At 65.1% G+C, this 18,207-nt stretch carries 10 protein-coding genes; 2 read left to right on the top strand and 8 right to left on the bottom strand.

What is annotated here, in order from left to right:
• Positions 1-354 precede the first annotated feature (354 nt).
• Genes M8J71_RS03095 through M8J71_RS03085 form a run of 3 tightly spaced genes read right to left on the bottom strand, consistent with a single transcriptional unit; the run spans position 355 to position 7,929 of the window.
• Positions 355-4,053, bottom strand: coding sequence for a 1,4-alpha-glucan branching enzyme (locus tag M8J71_RS03095; protein ID WP_256246537.1), 3,699 nt, complete (start codon positions 4,051-4,053; stop codon positions 355-357).
• Between the two features lies 1 nt (position 4,054).
• Positions 4,055-5,851 (bottom strand): maltose alpha-D-glucosyltransferase, encoded by a 1,797-nt coding sequence (gene treS / locus M8J71_RS03090; protein WP_256246536.1) that lies wholly within the window; start codon positions 5,849-5,851, stop codon positions 4,055-4,057.
• Positions 5,848-7,929, bottom strand: coding sequence for an alpha-1,4-glucan--maltose-1-phosphate maltosyltransferase (locus M8J71_RS03085; protein ID WP_308292941.1), 2,082 nt, complete (start codon positions 7,927-7,929; stop codon positions 5,848-5,850). Before M8J71_RS03085 ends, treS begins: the two co-directional genes overlap by 4 nt.
• 153 nt (positions 7,930-8,082) lie before the next feature.
• On the opposite strand from M8J71_RS03085, the gene glgP reads away from it, so the two are divergent.
• Both glgP and M8J71_RS03075 read left to right on the top strand, forming a co-directional pair.
• Positions 8,083-10,701 (top strand): alpha-glucan family phosphorylase, encoded by a 2,619-nt coding sequence (glgP, locus tag M8J71_RS03080; RefSeq protein WP_256246535.1) that lies wholly within the window; start codon positions 8,083-8,085, stop codon positions 10,699-10,701.
• A 34-nt stretch (positions 10,702-10,735) separates the two neighbouring features.
• Entirely contained in the window at positions 10,736-12,517 is a 1,782-nt protein-coding gene (locus M8J71_RS03075) for a thiamine pyrophosphate-requiring protein (RefSeq protein WP_256246534.1), read from the top strand.
• Here M8J71_RS03075 and M8J71_RS03070 read toward each other — a convergent pair.
• The 5 genes from M8J71_RS03070 to cysS form a co-directional block, all read right to left on the bottom strand.
• Positions 12,514-12,870, bottom strand: coding sequence for a barstar family protein (locus tag M8J71_RS03070; protein ID WP_256246533.1), 357 nt, complete (start codon positions 12,868-12,870; stop codon positions 12,514-12,516). The genes M8J71_RS03075 and M8J71_RS03070 overlap by 4 nt on opposite strands.
• A 6-nt stretch (positions 12,871-12,876) precedes the next feature.
• On the bottom strand, positions 12,877-13,395 hold the full coding sequence (locus M8J71_RS03065) for a ribonuclease domain-containing protein (protein WP_256246532.1): 519 nt from the start codon (positions 13,393-13,395) through the stop codon (positions 12,877-12,879).
• A gap of 19 nt (positions 13,396-13,414) precedes the next feature.
• On the bottom strand, positions 13,415-15,541 hold the full coding sequence (gene glgX / locus M8J71_RS03060) for a glycogen debranching protein GlgX (protein ID WP_256246531.1): 2,127 nt from the start codon (positions 15,539-15,541) through the stop codon (positions 13,415-13,417).
• Positions 15,542-15,635: 94 nt separating this feature from the next.
• Positions 15,636-16,625 carry a 23S rRNA (guanosine(2251)-2'-O)-methyltransferase RlmB gene (gene rlmB, locus M8J71_RS03055; protein ID WP_256246530.1) on the bottom strand — a complete coding sequence of 330 codons (990 nt, stop codon included), beginning with the start codon at positions 16,623-16,625 and terminating at the stop codon, positions 15,636-15,638.
• 101 nt (positions 16,626-16,726) lie between these two features.
• Positions 16,727-18,202, bottom strand: coding sequence for a cysteine--tRNA ligase (gene cysS, locus M8J71_RS03050; RefSeq protein WP_256246529.1), 1,476 nt, complete (start codon positions 18,200-18,202; stop codon positions 16,727-16,729).
• Positions 18,203-18,207: the final 5 nt, after the last annotated feature.

Here is an 18,207-nt window from a genome sequence, read left to right as displayed (position 1 = left end):
AATCCATAAAAACAAATCGGTATCAACAAACTTGGCACACTATTGAGTTCTCAAACAACAGACACACCCGGCACCACCCAACCAAACGGTTCAGGATCGCTCCGGAGCAACTTTTCAAACTTACCCGCTGGACTCTCACTTGTCAAACCGGCGTCCGCGACATTCTTCAGCCTGAGGCTTGGTTGTCGGTTTTTCCGTCTGACTTCGTGGAGCAGCGCGGAAATAAACTCTACCACCACTCTGCGGAGATAGCCAACCGGCCCCTTCGACCTCTCCCGTGCAGGCGGACAGAACAGCGGAAAGGCCCGGAACCACAAGGATTCCGGGCCTCTTCCGAAGAAGTTCAAGCAGGAATCAGGCGGACGTTGCTGATCCCGGCTTGAAGTACGCAGCACCGAGCGGCGGCAGAGTGACGCTCAAGGTGGCCGGCTGCCCGTCCTGCCCCTCATCCGTCGCCTTCAGCTCACCGGCGTTCAGCACACCTGAGCCGCCATAGGTGGTGGCATCAGTGTTCAGCACTTCTGTCCACGCACCCGGCTCAGGTACTCCCAGGGTGTAGCCGGCGTGGGGCGCACCAGAGAAGTTGATGGCACAGACTAGGGGGTTGCCCTCTTTGTCCCAGCGGATGAACGAGAGCACATTACGGTCCGCGTCTCCCCCGTTGATCCACTGGAAGCCGCCGGGCTCGTTGTCCCGGGTGTACAGCGCGGGGGTGGAAGCGTACAGCTCATTGAGGTCCTTGGTCAGCAGCTGCACCCCCTTGTGGGCGGGAATGTCCGCGAGGTACCAGTCGAGTCCGTGCTGTTCGGACCATTCCGCTTCCTGGCCGAATTCGGTACCCATGAAGATGAGCTGCTTGCCCGGGTGGGCCCACTGGTACGCCAGGAAGGCACGAAGGTTCGCCAGCTGCTGCCAACGGTCGCCCGGCATCTTGCGAAGCATGGAACCCTTGCCGTGGACTACCTCATCGTGGCTGATGGGGAGCAGGAAGTTTTCCGTAAAGGCGTAGACCAGGGAAAAGGTTACGGTGCCGTGGTGCCACTTGCGGTTCACCGGGTCCTCGGACGCGTACTTGAGCGAGTCGTGCATCCAGCCCATGTTCCATTTGAGGCCAAAGCCCAGTCCGCCGTGGCTGGTGGGGGCCGTAACGCCGGGGAAGGCTGTGGACTCTTCGGCAATCATGACAGCCCCGGGGTGCGTCTTGTACACCGTGGCGTTGACTTCCTGCAGGAACGAGATGGCTTCGAGGTTTTCCCGGCCGCCGAACCGGTTGGGCCGCCACTGGCCCTCTTCGCGCGAGTAGTCCAGGTAGAGCATGGAGGCCACAGCGTCCACGCGCAGGCCGTCGATGTGGAACTCATCCAGCCAGTACAGGGCATTGGCCACGAGGAAGTTGCGGACCTCAGTGCGGCCGAAGTCGAAGATCAGCGTGCCCCAGTCCGGGTGCTCGCCCAAGGCGGGGTCGGCGTGCTCGTACAGGGGCTCGCCGTCGAACTGGGCCAGGGCCCATGCGTCCTTGGGGAAGTGTGCGGGCACCCAGTCCAGCAGGACCCCGATGCCGGCCTGGTGGAGTGCGTCCACCAGGTATCGGAATTCGTCGGGGTGCCCGAACCTGGAGGTGGGGGCGAAGTACGACGTGACCTGGTAGCCCCACGATCCGCCGAAGGGGTGTTCCGCCACCGGCATGAACTCCACGTGGGTGAAGCCAAGCCACTTAACGTAGTCCACCAGTTCCTTGGCCAATTCCCGGTAGCCGAGCCCAAGCTTCCAGGAACCAAGGTGGACTTCGTAGACGCTCATGGCCGAGTTGTGCGGATCCCGCTTGGCCCGGGCCTCCATCCATTCGTCGTCCTTGAAGGCGTACGAGGGCTCCACTACCCTCGACGCCGTCAGCGGGGGGACCTCGGTTCCGAACGCAAGCGGGTCAGCCTTCTCCACCCAGTGGCCGGCCTTGGTCCGGATCTGGAATTTGTAGCATGCCCCTGCTGCAACCCCGGGGACAAAAATCTCCCACACGCCGGAGGAGCCAAGGGAGCGGAGCGAGTTTTCGCGCCCGTCCCAGGCGTTGAAGTCACCAATAACGCGCACAGCCTGCGCGTTGGGGGCCCAGACGGCAAATGAGACACCGTCCACGTCTCCCAGGGACGACTTGTAGTGCTGGACATGGGCGCCCAGGACTTCCCAGAGTTTCTCGTGCCGGCCTTCACCGATGAGGTGCAGGTCTACTTCACCCACGGTGGGCAGGTAGCGGTAGGGTTCGTCCACGGTGACCGGTTCAGCACCGGGGTAGGTTACGGCCAGGCGATAGTCCGGGACGTGCCCCTGCTGCAGCGGCTCCATAACGGCCACCCACACGCCGTGGGCTTCATGCTCCATAGGGATTTCGCCGGCTGCTGTGATGACCGTAACGGCCTCCGCCAAATGCTTTACGGTGCGGATGGTGACGTGGCCGTAGTCGTCAAGGTGCGCGCCCAGGATGGAATGGGGGGCGTGGTGTTCACCGTTCGCGAGCTTGCCCAGGGTGCCCGCATCCACATGCAGCGGCACCCCCGGACGGTCCGTTCGTGCTGAGCCTGTCATTTCGATACCTTCCCATGCTGCCCCGGCCTGGTCGCCGGTGCCGTTACCGCTGAGGAGCCGCCTGGAGGCGTTCACAGGGATCGCCAGCCAGTCGGGCCTGTTACGCATTTCATAAACTACTTCGTACAGTGCCTTGTCCAGCCACAATGCCACAAACAGGGGCGAGTCCCTGTCCACGGTGCCTGGCGTGACACCCGCGTACCCGGCAAGGAAGGCCTCGGCGCAGTCGTCAACCCAGGACGCCGGCACTTTGGCACCTTCCTGTTCACGATGGGCAGCTCCCGCCGCGTAGTCGAAGGACCGCAGCATCCCCACGACGTCCCGCAGGGGAACGTCGGGAACGTTCCGCTCCGCAATGGGACGCAGCGGTTCGCCTTCGAAGTCGAGGATCGCCCATCGGGGTGCGTTTCCCGCCTGGCCCGGGACCTGGAGGATCTGGCCAAGGTGGAGGTCGCCGTGGATCCGCTGGAGCGGACCGGCAGCCACGCCGTCGAGCCCGCGCAGGAGGTGGTCCAGTGCGTCGTCGTAGGGGCCGACGGCGGAGGCGGCTTCCGCCCATGCCTGCCGGACGCGCTGGGCTACTGCAGGGGCAATCACCTTGCCGGGTTCAGCCTCCGCCGATTGCCCAAGTGCTTCTGCAAGGCGGCGATGGACCGTTGCCGTGGCGGCGCCCAAGGCGCGGGCCTCAGCCGTGAAATCAGTCCCGGACCTGGCCGCGTCCACAGCCAGACGCCAGGCATCGCGTCCGCCGGCCAGAAACTCATGGGCCACCGCCAGCTCGCCCTGGACATAACGGGAACCGGAGCCCGGTCCGTCGGAAGAAGGCGTGCCCTGGGCCAGCCACTCACCGCGGACCCAGCCCAGGGTCGCCGGAACTTCCGTGGTCCCGGCAGACGTGAGGGCAGCACCCACCTCAACCTCGGGGTTTGTCCCCTCCGACAGGACGCGGAAGAACTTCACGATGGCGGCCGATTCGCCGTCGTCCACAATTACTGAACTGTTGGACTGCTCCCCGGAAAGGACCTTCACCACACCGCGGGCCGTGGGAAGCCTGTGGTCTCCTGGAGCCCGGAACCCGGATGCGGTACCGCTGGGGGCCTTGTCCTCGCTGCGCATCAGGTCAAGCCAGCCGCCCACGAAGTCGGGATCGTGCACGGCGTCGTAAACCCATGGCCTGGATGGATCCGTCCCGGCTGCCTCGCCGACCAGAGCGCGCTCCATCCCGGCTGCCGGCGCCGGCCGGAAACTCAAGGGGACCTGGACGACGTCGGTACGTCGGCCGCCGTCGGCTCCCCGGGTGGTCACTTTCAGGAGGAAGACTGCGAGCCCTGCGTGGCCGGAAGGATCGTCCAGACCCAGGCTGCCGGCCTGGGACAGCTCGAAGGCTGGCGTCTTTACGGGGAACCAGCGCTGCCTTGGAAGCCATTCCTGAAGCAACTTGGTGAGGGCGGGGGTAAGGATGGGCTGGTTCATGTCAGTTCTCAATCGAGAGGATCGGCATTGCCTGCGTATAGGGGGACGTAGGATTGGACGCTGCCGACCGGATCCTCAGCCAGAAGAAATCGTGGCTGCCGAGAGTCAGCGTCAGCGTCCCGTCCTCGTTGATGCCAGGAAATGGCTGGCCGCCAAATACATCACGAAGGCCGCGCCCGCCGTAATCGGGGATACGCAACCTTGCGGCCACTGGATGCTGCGAGAGGTTGAATGCACACAGAATGGATTCGCCGTCCACCCCTGCGGCGTTGCCGCTGGGCAACTCGCGAAGGTAGGCCAGGACGGCGTCATGGTCGGCCTCAACGTGTTTGAAGGAGCCCAGGCCGAAAGCGGGATGGTTCTTGCGAACGCTCAAGATCTGGCGCGTCCAGCGAAGCAGCGACCCCGAGTGGGCCGCCTCCGCCTCAACGTTTGCCATGTTGTAGTTGTAAACCAGCGACTGGATGACCGGCAGGTAGAGCTTGCCGGGATCCGCGTTGGAGAAACCCGCGTTCCGGTCGGGGTTCCACTGCATTGGCGTCCGGACGGCGTCCCGGTCTTCAAGCCAGATGTTGTCACCCATGCCGATCTCGTCCCCGTAGTACAGGAACGGACTGCCGGGAAGCGACAGCAGCAGCGCGTTGATCAGTTCGATCTCCGCCCGGGAGTTGTCCAGCAGGGGTGCGAGCCGGCGGCGGATGCCGATGTTGGCGCGCATCCTGGGATCCGGTGCATACCAGCCGAGCATGGCCGCGCGCTCATCGGCGGTCACCATTTCAAGCGTCAGTTCGTCGTGGTTCCGCAGGAAGGTGCCCCACTGCGCGCCGTCGGGAATGTTCGGCGTGTCCTGCATCGTCTCGATGATGGGCGCGGCCTTCTGGTCCCGGAGCGCGTAGTACAGCCGCGGCATGATCGGGAAGTGGAACGCCATGTGGCACTCGGGTTCGGCTTCCGTCCCGAAATACTCCACCACCTCATTGGGCGGCTGGTTCGCCTCGGCAATAATGACGCGTCCCGGGTAGCTTTCGTCCACCATGGCCCGCAGCTTGCGGAGGAAGTCGTGGGTGGCCGGCAGGTTCTCGCAGTTGGTCCCCTCTTCCTCGAAGAGGTAGGGGATGGCGTCGGCGCGGAACCCGTCGATGCCCTGGTCCAGCCAAAACCGGACCACGTCAAAAAGGGCGTCGATGACCTTGGGGTTCTCGAAGTTCAGGTCCGGCTGGTGGCTGAAGAACCGATGCCAGAAGAACTGCCGGCGGATGGGGTCGAAGGTCCAGTTCGATTCCTCGGTGTCCACGAAGATGATGCGGGCGTCCTGGTACTTCTCGTCCGTGTCGCTCCAGACGTAGAAGTCGCCGAACGGTCCGTCCGGGTCCTTCCGCGACTCCTGGAACCAGGGGTGCTGGTCGGAGGTGTGGTTCAGGGGGAGGTCGATGATGACCCGCACTCCCCTGGCATGTGCCTCGGCAACCAGCCGCTTGAAGTCCGTGATGGTGCCGAACTCGTCCAGGACCGAGTTGTAGTCGGAGATGTCGTAACCCCCGTCGCGCAGCGGTGACTGGAAGAACGGCGGCAGCCAGAGGCAGTCCACGCCCAGCCACTGCAGGTAGTCGAGCCTGTCGATGAGGCCCGAGAAATCCCCGGAACCGTCACCGTTGGCATCCGCAAAAGCTCTGACGAGGACCTCGTAGAAAACGGCTTTCCGGTACCACAGCGGATCGTGCTGCAGGCCCGGCGCATTCAGTTCGAAGGTGCTCTTCGGCGTGAAATGCTGTCCCGAACTTTGCGGATTAAAACTCACTGATGCATTCTCCTCACGCTGAGGATGTGCGCGGGCTCAACATGCGGGTCCAGGCGTACGTAGTTGTACTCGCCCCATTCCCAGCTTTCACCGGAGATAAGGTCGTCCACGTGGAAGCCCCCGTTCGGGGTGAGGTCCTGCGGGTTCAGCTCCAGGGCCGCAAGGTCAAGCGAGACACTGCATTCCTTGGTCACGTGGGGATCCAGGTTGACCACCACGATGATGGTGTCCTTGGATCCGTCGGCGAGGGTTTTGTGCTTGGAGTACACCACTGTTGAATCGTCAGTGCTGTGATGCACCGTCAGGTTCTGCAGGTCCTGCAGCGCCGGATGCGTGTGCCGCAACTCGTTCAGCCGGGTGATGTACGGAGCAAGGGTCCGCCCTGACTGGGCGGCCGCGTCCCAGTCCCGTGCCTTGTACTCGAACTTCTCGTTGTCGATGTACTCCTCGGCACCCGGCCGGGCGACGTGCTCGTACAGCTCGTACCCCGCGTAGACACCCCACAGCGGGCTTGCCGTGGAGGCCAGGGCCGCCCTGATCTTGAACGCAGCAGGCCCCCCGAACTGGAGGTATTCGGTGAGGATGTCCGGCGTGTTCACAAAGAAATTGGGCCGGAAGAAGGCCGACGACTCGTGGCTGACCTCGTTGAAGTACTGCTCGATTTCCTTCTTGGTGTTGCGCCACGTGAAGTAGGTGTAGGACTGCTGGAAGCCGGCACGGCCCAGTGCGTGCATCATGGCCGGACGGGTGAAGGCCTCAGCGAGGAACACAACCCCCGGAACCTGCTTATCCACCTGGGCAATAAGCCACTCCCAGAACCACACGGGTTTAGTGTGCGGGTTATCCACGCGGAAGATCTTTACGCCGTGGCTGACCCAGAGCAGGACAATACGGAGAATTTCGTTGGAGAGCCCCTCCGGGTCATTATCGAAATTGAGCGGATAAATGTCCTGGTACTTCTTGGGCGGGTTTTCCGCGTAGGCAATACTGCCGTCCACCCGGGTGGTGAACCATTCGGGATGCGACTCAACCCACGGATGGTCCGGGGCGGCCTGCAGTGCCAGGTCCAAAGCGACTTCCAGTCCGAGTTCGTTGGCCCGGGCCACAAAGGCGTCAAAGTCCTCAAAGGTCCCAAGGTCGGGGTGGATGGCGTCGTGGCCGCCCTCTTTCGCGCCGATGGCCCAGGGCGAGCCTGGATCGTTCGGGCCTGCGATGAGTGTGTTGTTGGGCCCCTTGCGGTGCTGGACGCCGATGGGATGGATGGGCGGCATGTAGATGACGTCAAAGCCCATGGCGGCGACGGCGTCGAGCCGTTGGGCGGCGGTGCGGAAGTTTCCGGACGTCCAGGTGCCCGTGGTGTGGTCCTTGACTGCGCCTTCGGAGCGGGGGAAGAACTCGTACCAGGCTCCGCGGCCGGCCAGGTCCCGCTCAACCAGCAAAGGGTACTGTTCGGAAACGGTGACCAGCTCGCGGATCGGCTGGTGCGCGACAACGCCGGTGACCGCGTGGCTGAATCCGGCCCCGAGGCGCTCCTCCGTGCTGAGGGAAGGGTCAGCCAGCTTGTCCGCGGCCTCGCGGAGGACACCCCTGTCCCACTCGCTCCGGGATTCGTCCCCGGCAGCTTCATGGAGCAACGCGGCACCCTCCGCGAGCATCAGCTCGACGTCGATGCCGGCTTCCACCTTCACTTCCGCGTTGTGGTGCCACGTGCCGTAGCGGTCGTGCCAGGCTTCGATGACAAAGGACCAGTTGCCCGTGTCCGACGGCGTGAGGACGCCTTCCCAACGGTCCGTCCCCATGCCGCGTTCCCCGCGGGGCGGCGCCAGCCGGACGCGCTGCCGCTCCTGGCCCGCCGGGTCCAGGAGCACCGCACTGACTCCAAGCTGGTCGTGCCCCTCCCGGAACGCGGTGGCGCCCACCACGATTCCCTCGCCAGGCAAGGCCTTGGCAGGGAACTTTCCACCCTCGACCACGGGCTGCACAGCCGTGATGGGGAAACGTCCAAACCGCAGGCCGTCCGTGATGCGGCCCTGCGGCTTTTTCTTCGATGCGGCAATGGTTCCTGAGTTAGTCGTCACAGGCTCGACGTTAGCGAGAAATGAGCCGGATTGCTAAGCCTGCGCACTATTTTCGTTGCCGCCCGTGTCATTTCCTCCACGCGAAGAGTCATTTATCCAAAAGAAACCCGGGGTTGGTTCCGGCTGCGCATGTTGTCGGTTAGTGTGACGCAGGTGAAGGCAATCCGCAGATTTACGGTCCGTACAGTCCTCCCCGAACCAATCCGGCCGCTGGCCCGGCTGGCGAGTAATTTGCGCTGGTCCTGGCACCGCCCCACCCGGGAACTCTTCGCCGGGCTGAACCCGCGGCTTTGGGTGGAAAGCGGTGAGGATCCCGTCGGTTTCCTGGGCTTGGTGAGCCGCGAAGAGTTCCAGCAGCTTGCCGCAGACCAGTCGGTGGTGGACCGTGTCCGCGCCGCCGAGAAGGACCTTGACCGGTACCTCGAGGAGCCCCGCTGGTACCAGAGCCTGGGCCCGGACGCGCCGGCGTCGATTGCCTACTTCTCCCCCGAATTCGGTATCACCGAAGTCCTCCCCCAGTACTCCGGCGGCCTGGGCATCCTGGCCGGCGACCACCTCAAGGCCGCCTCGGACCTGGGCGTGCCCCTGATCGGTGTTGGCCTGCTGTACCAGGCCGGATACTTCAAGCAGTCACTGTCCCGGGACGCCTGGCAACAGGAAACCTACCCTGTCCTGGATCCCGACGGCCTGCCGCTCACCCTCCTCCGCGAGCCTTCCGGCGACGGCAACGGCCAGCCGCTGCAAATCTCCCTGCCGCTCCCCAACAACCGCCGCCTGCTGGCCCACATCTGGCGCGCCGACGTCGGACGCGTCCCCCTGCTCCTCCTGGACTCGAACGTTCCGGGCAATGACGAAGCAGCCCGTAGCATCACGGACCGTCTCTACGGCGGCGGCGGTGACCACCGGCTCCAGCAGGAACTGCTGCTGGGCATGGGCGGGGTCAAGGCGCTCCGCGCCTTCCAGAAGCTCACCGGAACCCGCGCTCCGGAAGTGTTCCACACCAATGAAGGCCACGCCGGTTTCCTGGGCATCGAGCGCATCCAGGAACTGATGGCCGGGGACGAGGCACTGACGTTCGATGAGGCCTTGGCTGCCGGCCGCGCCTCCACCGTTTTCACCACTCACACCCCGGTGCCGGCCGGCATCGACAGGTTTGAAATTTCCCAGATCCACCACTTCTTCCAGGCCGGGCTTGCACCGGCTGTGCCGGTGGACCGGATCCTGGAGCTTGGCCGCGAAAATTACGCGAACGGCACCCCGTCCGTTTTCAACATGGCCGTGATGGGCCTGCGGCTTGCACAGCGGGCAAACGGTGTGGCCAAGCTGCACGGCGAAGTGTCCCGCGGGATGTTTTCCGCGCTGTGGCCCGGGTTCGACCACTCCGAGGTGCCCATCACCTCCGTCACCAACGGCGTGCACGTGCCCACCTGGGTGGACAGCCGAATTTCAAAGCTTGCCCGGGACCAGTTCGGCAGCGAAGCTGAAGCGCTGGGCCGCTGGGACCTCGCCTACAACGTCAGTGATGCTGACGTATGGGCGCTGCGCCGCGAAATGCGGGTCGCGCTGGTGGAGGACGTCCGCCGCCGGCTCCGTGCCGCCTGGAAGAAACGCGGCGCGGCCGACGCTGAGCTGGGCTGGACGGACAACGTGCTGGACCCGGACATCCTCACCATCGGGTTCGCCCGCCGCGTTCCCACCTACAAGCGGCTTACCCTGATGCTGCGCGAGCCGGAACGGCTCAAGGCACTCCTGCTGCACAAGGAACATCCCATCCAGCTGGTCATTGCCGGCAAGTCGCACCCCGCTGACGACGCGGGGAAGAAGATGATCCAGGACCTGGTCACCTTCACTGATGACCCGGAAGTCCGGCACCGCATCGCCTTCCTGCCGAACTACGACATCGGGATGGCACGGACGCTCTTCCCTGGCTGCGACGTCTGGCTGAACAACCCGCTCCGGCCGCTTGAGGCCTGCGGAACGTCCGGCATGAAAGCGGCTCTCAACGGTTCGCTGAATCTGTCGGTCCTCGACGGCTGGTGGGATGAAATGTACGACGGCGAGAACGGTTGGGCGATTCCCACGGCCAACAACGACGCGTCGCCGGAGGAACGCGACGATATTGAAGCCGCCGCCCTCTACGAACTGCTCGAGACGCAGGTTGCCCCGAGGTTCTACGGCATCACGGTGTCCGAAGACGCAGGTGCAGCCGGTCCGTCGACGTCGGGTACCGAGAAGGTGCCCACCCACTGGGTATCGATGATCAAGCACACCCTCTCGCACCTTGGTCCGGCGGTTTCGGCCGACCGCATGCTGCGTGACTACGTGAACATCCTCTACCGCCCGGCAGCGGAGGCCGGCCGGAATGCCGGCGCCAACTCCTACTCCCAGGCACGCACGCTGGCAGCGTGGACGGCGAAGGTCCGCGCCGCCTGGCCGCAGGTGCACGTGGAGCACGTGGACTCCGTTGGGGTTTCCGAGGACCCGCAGATCGGTGACATCCTCCAGGTCAATGCCTACGTGTCGCTGAACAGCCTCACCCCGGATGACGTCAGCGTGGAGGTGGCCTACGGCAGGGCAGAGGAAAGCGATACCCTGGCGGACATCACGGTGATGGAACTGAAGGTCCAGGAAGACCTGGGCAGCGGCCGGCACCTGTTCAGCGGCTCGCTGCTGATCGACCGGTCCGGGTCCTTTGGGTACACCGTACGTGTACTGCCGCGGCATGACGCGCTGGCGTCGAAGGCTGAGCTGGGCCTGATCGTCAACGCGTAAGAGGCAGGGCCGCAACCTACTGCAGGAGGATCCCATGAACGACCGCACCGTGGCAGACCTGATCGTGGAACGGCTCACAACGTGGGGCGTCAACCGTGTTTTCGGGTACAGCGGGGACGGAATCAACGGGTTCATGGGAGCCCTCCGCCGGGCGGAGGGCCGGGTTGAATTCGTGCAGGCACGGCACGAGGAGACCGCGGCCTTTATGGCCGTGGGGCACGCGAAGTACACCGGCGGCGTGGGAGTGGTGACGTCCACGCAGGGGCCGGGCGCGGTCCACCTCCTCAACGGCCTGTACGACGCCAAGCTCGACGGCGTGCCGGTGGTGGCGATCGTGGGCCAGCAAAGCCGCACGGTCCTGGGCTCTGCCTACATGCAGGAGATCGAACTGACCGTCCTGTTCAAGGACGTTGCGGCCCAGTTCGTTCAGCAGGTCAACGCACCCGAGCAGCTTCCCATGGTCCTGGACCGTGCCTTCCGCACGGCGAAAGCCACCTCCTCGCCGTGCGTGGTGATCCTGCCGCACGACATCCAGTCCGCGCCCGCACCCCAGCTGGAACAGGAACACGGTGTTGTGGTCACCGCGCCGTCCTGGAGCACGTCCGCCAAGTCGCCCCGAGGGGAAGACCTGGACGCCGCGGCCGCGCTCCTCAACAATGCGCAGAGGGTGGCGCTTCTGGTAGGCCAAGGCGCCCGGCACGCCGCCGCGGAGGTGGTGGCCGTTGCTGAACAGCTGGGTGCCGGCATTGCCACCAGCCTCCTGGGGAAGCCCTACGTGGACGAAACCCTGCCTTTCGCCGTGGGCACCATGGGGCATTTGGGCACCACCGCCAGCGCCCACCTGCTGGGCAACTGCGATGCGCTGCTCATCGTTGGCTCGAACGATCCCTGGACTGAGTTTTATCCACCGCCCGGTGCGGCACGGGCCGTGCAGATTGATATCGACGAGCGGAAGATCGGCAACCGCTACCCCGTGGAGGTCGGACTGGCGGGCGATGCGGCAACGGCCCTCAAGGCCCTTGGTTCCCGGCTGGATCAGCGGCCGCGCGGGCAGTGGCGTGCCGACGTCGAACAGGAAGTCACGCGCTGGCGGGCACTGGCCGAAGAACGCGCCGCCGTACCTGCCAGCCCCGTCAACCCGGAAAGGGTGGTGCGGGAGCTCAATGGCAGGCTTCCGGCCAACGCCCAGATGAGTATCGACGTCGGCAGTTGCGTTTACTGGTACGCCCGCCAGCTCATACTTCCGCCGGACGTCCCGGCCCACCTCTCAGGCACGCTGGCAAGCATGGGCTGCTCCATCCCCTACGGCATTGCCGCCAAGCTTGCCCATCCCGACCGGCCGCTGGTGGCACTGTCCGGGGACGGCGCCATGCAGATGGCGGGGATTGCCGAACTGGTGACAGTGGCCCACCGCTGGCGGCAATGGCAGGACCCCCGATTTGTCGTCTGTGTCTTCAACAACCGGGAGCTCACCGAAGTTACGTGGGAACAGCGCGAGTCAGAGGGCGAGCCGCGTTTCCGGGACAGCCAGGAGCTCCCGGACTTCCCGTTCGCGGGTTACGCCGAGCTGCTGGGCCTTACGGGCATCCGCGTGGACGATCCCGAGCTTCTGGGCGATGTCTGGGAGCGGGCGTTCGCGGCCGACCGGCCTGTGGTGATCGAAGTACTGACCGACCCCGAGGTTCCCCTCCTGCCGCCCTTCCCGGGAGGCCGTGAGAAGGCAGACAGCATGCGCAAGGCCCTGGCTGAGGAGGAAGGCGGCGGCCGGGCCCTGGACCTGCTGGAGACCTACGCCGGGCAGGAAGAACGCCGTTAGAGCATGACGGCGGTAACGGCGAGGTCCTTGCCGGCGTAGCGCTCGGCGTCCTGGAGTATTTCGCAGATGACCCCGAAGGACCGGTCAGCGCGGAAAGGCGCCGCCACCTGCCACAGCACAGTGACGGGCGGGTTGCCGTTGTCCGTGATGCTGTCCGCGAAGTCATGCAGGGAATCGTTGAGGGCGTCCAGGTTTACGCCGTAGTGCTCCGGGAAGTTGAGGACCTCCCCAAAGGTTTCCAGGACTGCCTTCTTGCTGTCGGCCGCGGGAACCACCAGGCTGCGGCGTCCGGCGTCAGCCACCTGCTCCTGCAGTTCTTCCAGGGTCCAGGTCTCGCCGGAGTAGATCTTCATGGTTGCCTAGCTGCCTTCTGCTATGAATTGAAACGTCTCGTAGTGATCATCTGTGTAGTACTTCTCGCCGCCGTCGCCGGCCACGATGCGCCGCGCTCCCCGGTCTGACTCCCCAGGTGTTGGCACCGTATATTCACGGTAATAGCCCCTGTCCCGCCGCGGCAGGATCCGCTCGAAGTTCCCGAAGGCCTGGTCGTCCTGCCGGTAACTGTAGGGTCCCCCGGCGCGGATGAGGGCAAGCGTCCGGCGGCCTTCAGGCGGCAATACAGACTCCCGCACCTCCGGCAGGCCGGACGGGTTGACCTGCGCCCGGGGTTGGGGGGCGGCATCTGTCCCGGACCCTGCAGAGGGGGAACCCTGGGCGGAGGGACCTGTGGCGGCACCCGGACCCGGCGTGGCACTGACCCCGCCCTCCGGCGTCGCACTGTCCGTCAATTGGCCCAGGATCCCCGTGCCGCCGAACAAGAGCAGCCCCAGCACCACGAGCACAGTCAGCAGCAGGGGAAGAACATTGCGGTTGCGCATTACGTTGTGTCCGGGTGCATCAGCTGCGGTAGATGTTGATGGAGTTGGCCTCCAGGAGGTCCTTCTCCCCCGGGGCCACCCTGGTGCCTTGCCGGAGCTCGTGCAGCGGGGAGGTGGTCAGCCGCAGCTCGAACATCGTATGCGGGGTGCCCTTGGCGGTAATGCGGGGCAGCGTGATCTGCACGTCGGAATTGCTGCCGTTCACCACCACCAGGCCAGCCAGTGTGCCGTCGTCGGAACCCAGCAGGAGTTGCATAACGCGGTGCCTGGGATCGTTCCAGCGTTCCATGGACATGGGCTGCCCGGCGTGGTCGAACCAGTACAGGTAGGACTGCTCATCCCGGACCGGGAAGTCGTGGGGCTGTGCGGCCAGGAACTCCTTGCGCAGGCGGATGTACCGTTTGGTGCTCCGGAGCATTTCGTGGGACTCCGGCGTCCTGGTCCAGTCCAGCCACGCGATGGCGTTGTCCTGGCAGTACGCGTTGTTGTTGCCCTGCTGGGTCCGCGCCAGTTCGTCTCCGGCCGTGATCATGGGCACGCCGATGGAGATCAACAGCGTGGCCATGAGGTTACGGCGGGACTGGGCGCGCCTGGCCAGGATGGCCCCGTCCTCGGTGGGGCCTTCGAAACCGTGGTTGTAGCTGCGGTTGTCGCCGTGGCCGTCCCGGTTCTGCTCACCGTTGGCCTCATTGTGTTTCCGGTCGTAGGAGACGACGTCGTTCAGGGTGAAGCCATCATGGGCGGTGATGTAATTGACCGATGCCAGCCGGGAGCGGCCGGACGCCGCAAAGAGGGCTGCGGAACCCGACATGACGTCCGCGAGCTTGGCCACCGATCCGCCCTGCCCGCCGGATTCGAGCGCAGCGCGGTCGGCCAGCCAGAACGAGCGCACGGCGTCCCGGAAGTGGTCGTTCCAGTCCGCCCAGCCCGCCGGGAACCGTCCGGTCTGCCAGCCGCCGTAGCCCACATCCCACGGTTCGGCGATCAGCTTGACGTCGGACAGGACGGGATCCGCTGCAATGGCAACGAGGAACGGGTGCCGGGGATCGAATTCATTGGCCGCGTTCCGGCAGAGCGTCACGGCCAGGTCGAACCGGAAGCCGTCAATGTGGAACTCGTCCACCCAGTGGCGCAGTGAGTCCACCACCAGCTGGACCACCTGTGGTTCGGCAAAGTTCAGGCTGTTGCCGCAGCCCGTGGTGTCCTCATACTTGCCGTTCCCGTCAGTCCGGTAGTACGTGTCCTCCCCCAGCCCGCGGAAGCTCAGGACCTGCCCGTCGGGACCGCCTTCAGCGGTGTGGTTGTAGACGACGTCCAGGATGACTTCCAGGCCGGCGGCATGAAGCGCCTTGACCATTCCCTTGAACTCGTCCTGGACGGCCTGGGGGCCAGCCTGCTGGGCCGCCTTGGTGGCGTAGCCGGGGTGGGGGGCGAAAAAAGCTGCCGTGTTGTATCCCCAGTAGTTGGTCAGTCCCAGGTCCTGCAGGTGCGGTTCATCCAGGTGGAAGTGGACGGGCAGCAGCTGAACAGCAGTGATTCCGAGGCTCTTGAGGTGTTCAACAATGGCCGGGTGCGCCAGGCCGGCGTACGTGCCGCGGAGTTCCGCGGGTACGTCCGGGTGGAGCATGCTCTGGCCGCGGACATGGGCCTCGTAAATAATGGTGTCGCGCCATTCCAGGCGCAGCCTCCCGTCCGATGCCCAGTCAAAGTCGCTGGCCATCCGGACGCTGGTCAGGAAGCCGTCGCGTTGGTCCACTGCGCGCCCGTACGGGTCCAGCAGCAGCGGCTGCCCGCCGTCGTCGTCAACATCCTGCGTGGGCACGGCAAGCGGCAAGGACTGTTCGGCGGATGCTGCGCGGAACCCGTAGCGCGAGCCGTAAGGCAGGTTGTCCACAATCCCGTGGTGGACGCCGTGGCTTACGTTGGGCAGCGCCTGTACCCGCCAGTCTCCGCCAGGGGCTATGTAGACGATTTCCAGGTTACGCACGCCGGGGGCGTAGCAGGCCACGTTGGCCCTGGCACCCGGCCGGGTGCCGTTTGCGGCTGGACCGGACACGGCCGAATCCGCGCGCGGGACAGTCACACCGAGTGGAAGAGCCGTTGAGGCGTCCGTGGTGGAAGCAGTGTCGAAGAGCGGCATGACCATCACCTAAAATATTAGCCGCCAAGGGCACATCGCCTGCCTACGCGTCATAAAGGCGCATAGGCAGGCCGGGACAACGGGTCTTTTTACGCCGCGGTTACTTTGCGGCGCGCTGGCGGGATACCTCGTACAGCGAGATGCCCACTGCCATGGAGGCGTTCAGGGATTCCATTGCCGAGTCGATGGGAATCGAAACGATCTGGTCGCAGTTCTCCCGGACCAGGCGGCTCAGGCCCTTGCCTTCCGAGCCCACCACGATGCAGACGGGCTCCCTGGCGAGGGTGAGGTCGGGAAGCGAAACATCGCCGTCGCCGTCAAGGCCCAGGACAAAGATGCCCATGTTCTTGAACTGCTTCAATGCACTGTTGAGGTTGGATGCACGCGCCACCGGTACCCGGACTGCTGCCCCGGCGCTGGTTTTCCAGGCGGAGGCGGTGACGCCCACCGAGCGGCGTTCGGGCACGATCACGCCGTGGCCGCTGAAGGCGGACACGGACCGGATGATGGCGCCGAGGTTCCGGGGGTCGGTGATGCCATCGAGGGCAACGAAGAGCGGCGCGTTGGGGACGTGGCCCTTTTTCCACTTCTCCACCGTCTCCTCGGCGAGTTCGTAGGCATCCTGGTACTCGTAGGGCGGGATCTGCAGGACCAGGCCCTGGTGGATGGCGTCATCCGTCATCCGGTCCAGTTCGGGCTTGCCGGTCTCCAGCAGCGGGATGCCGCGTTCGGCGGCGAGCTTCAGGGATTCCTTGACCCGGTCATCCATTTCGATGCGGATGGCGATGTGCAGGGCCTTGGCGGGAATGCCGGCCCGGAGCGCTTCAACCACGGAGTTCCGGCCGGTGACCACTTCCTCGGTAGCCCGTCCCTTGGGCCCGGACTTGGCGGCGCCGGCGCCTCGCGCGCCCGTGCCGCGCTTGGCGGCAGAGCGCTCTGCGAGCTGCTTGGACTTGTGCGCCTTGTGGTAGGGACGGTCCTCCGCCTTGGGCGTGGGTCCCTTGCCTTCGAGGGCCTTGCGGCCATGACCACCGGTTCCGATGGTTGGGCCCTTCTTCGCTTTAACCGATCGGCGACCATTGTTGGCCATTGTGTTCCACCCTTGATTGTGTTGACTGAGTCTGCCTACCAGTCTACTGAACCAAGTAAAATCGCCTGACCCCGGCGGGATGGCCTAAGGGTGACTACCCCTCAGTCCCGCTTCAGGCTCCAGGTGGCGCCGTCCGGACCGTCCTCAACGACGACGCCGGCCGCGGCCAGGGTGTCCCGGATGGCGTCGGAGGCGGCCCAGTTTTTTTCGGCCCGCGCCGCGGCCCGGGCTTCCAGCTGCGCCTGGACCAAGACGTCGAGGGCGGTCGCTTCCTTGCCGCCGCCCGCATCGGTGCCTGCGACAGCGTTGAGGCCAAGCACCTCGGTCATCACCAAGACTGCGTTCAGTGCGTGACGGACGGCGTCGTCATCCCCCTCGGCGAGGGCTGTGTTCCCGGCGCGCACCGTCTCGTGGAGCGCCGCCAGCGCACGCGGGACGTTGAGGTCGTCGTCCATGGCCTCAGAAAAAGCGCGGACAGCATCGGCGGATAAGCCGAAGTTGCCGGCCTCAAGGCCGAAGTCCCCGCCGAACCGGGCTGAGGCCTTGGCGAGGAAACCGTCAATGCGTTCGACGGCGGCGGCGGCCTCCTGTAGCGACGTGGGCCGGTAGTCCAGGATGGAGCGGTAGTGCGCCTGGCCGAGGTAGTAGCGGACCACCCGGGGCGGAGCCAGTTCCAGCATCTCGGCCGGGCTGATGGTGTTCCCGATTGACTTGGACATCTTCTCGCCCTGGTACGTCACCATGCCGTTGTGCATCCAGAAGCTGGCGAACGGGTGGCCGGCGGCCTGGGACTGTGCCAGCTCGTTTTCATGGTGCGGGAACCTCAGGTCCAGGCCTCCACCGTGGATATCGAATTCGGTTCCCAGGTATTTGGTGACCATGGCGGAGCATTCCAGGTGCCAGCCCGGGCGGCCGGCGCCCCAGGGGGAAGCCCAGCTCGCCGTCGTCGGCTCTCCCTCTTTGGAACCCTTCCACAGCGCGAAGTCGCGGGGGTCCTTCTTCCTGTTGCTGAATCGAGGTTCGACGTCGGGGGCTGCCTGCATGTCATCGATGTTTTGCCGCGTCAGGGAACCGTATTTACTCCAGGAACGGACGTCAAAGTACACGTCGCCGGACTCGTCGAGGGCTGCGTAGGCGTGCCCGCGGTCGATCAGTTGCTGGATCAGGGCATGCATTTCCGGTATGTGCCCGGTGGCGCGGGGTTCGTAAGTGGGCCGGGAGACGCCGAGGGCGTCGTACGCCTTCAGGAATTCCTGTTCGTAGCGGTATGCGAGGGCCCACCACTCCTCCTGGGCCACTTCGCCGGGCTCCGGCGTGAACTCCGGCGCGAAGGACGCTTCCGACTTGGCGAGGATTTTGTCATCGATGTCGGTGACGTTCCTGACCACGGTCACCCGCAAGCCCCGGTAGGTCAGCCAGCGGGTGAGCTGGTCGAACGCGATGGCTGAGCGGATATGGCCCACGTGGGGCATGCCCTGCACCGTGGCCCCGCAGTAATAGAGGCTGGCCTTGCCCTCGACGAGGGGGACGAAGTTCCGGACTTCGGCGGAGGCAGTGTCATAGAAGCGCAAGGTCACCGCTC

Origin of the sequence: Pseudarthrobacter sp. R1 (assembly GCF_024494415.1) — a bacterium.
Lineage (GTDB): Bacteria > Actinomycetota > Actinomycetes > Actinomycetales > Micrococcaceae > Arthrobacter.
Note: the sequence above shows the minus strand (reverse complement) of the source record. Positions and strands in the feature narration are given on the sequence as shown.

Excerpts from the sequence above, each read along its gene's own strand:
- M8J71_RS03075 (WP_256246534.1), top strand. The coding sequence starts at position 10,736 with ATGAACGACCGCACCGTGGCAGACCTGATCGTGGAACGGCTCACAACG.
- M8J71_RS03065 (WP_256246532.1), bottom strand. The coding sequence starts at position 13,395 with ATGCGCAACCGCAATGTTCTTCCCCTGCTGCTGACTGTGCTCGTGGTG.
- M8J71_RS03070 (WP_256246533.1), bottom strand. The coding sequence starts at position 12,870 with ATGAAGATCTACTCCGGCGAGACCTGGACCCTGGAAGAACTGCAGGAG.
- M8J71_RS03095 (WP_256246537.1), bottom strand. The coding sequence starts at position 4,053 with ATGAACCAGCCCATCCTTACCCCCGCCCTCACCAAGTTGCTTCAGGAA.
- glgX (WP_256246531.1), bottom strand. The coding sequence starts at position 15,541 with ATGGTCATGCCGCTCTTCGACACTGCTTCCACCACGGACGCCTCAACG.
- rlmB (WP_256246530.1), bottom strand. The coding sequence starts at position 16,625 with ATGGCCAACAATGGTCGCCGATCGGTTAAAGCGAAGAAGGGCCCAACC.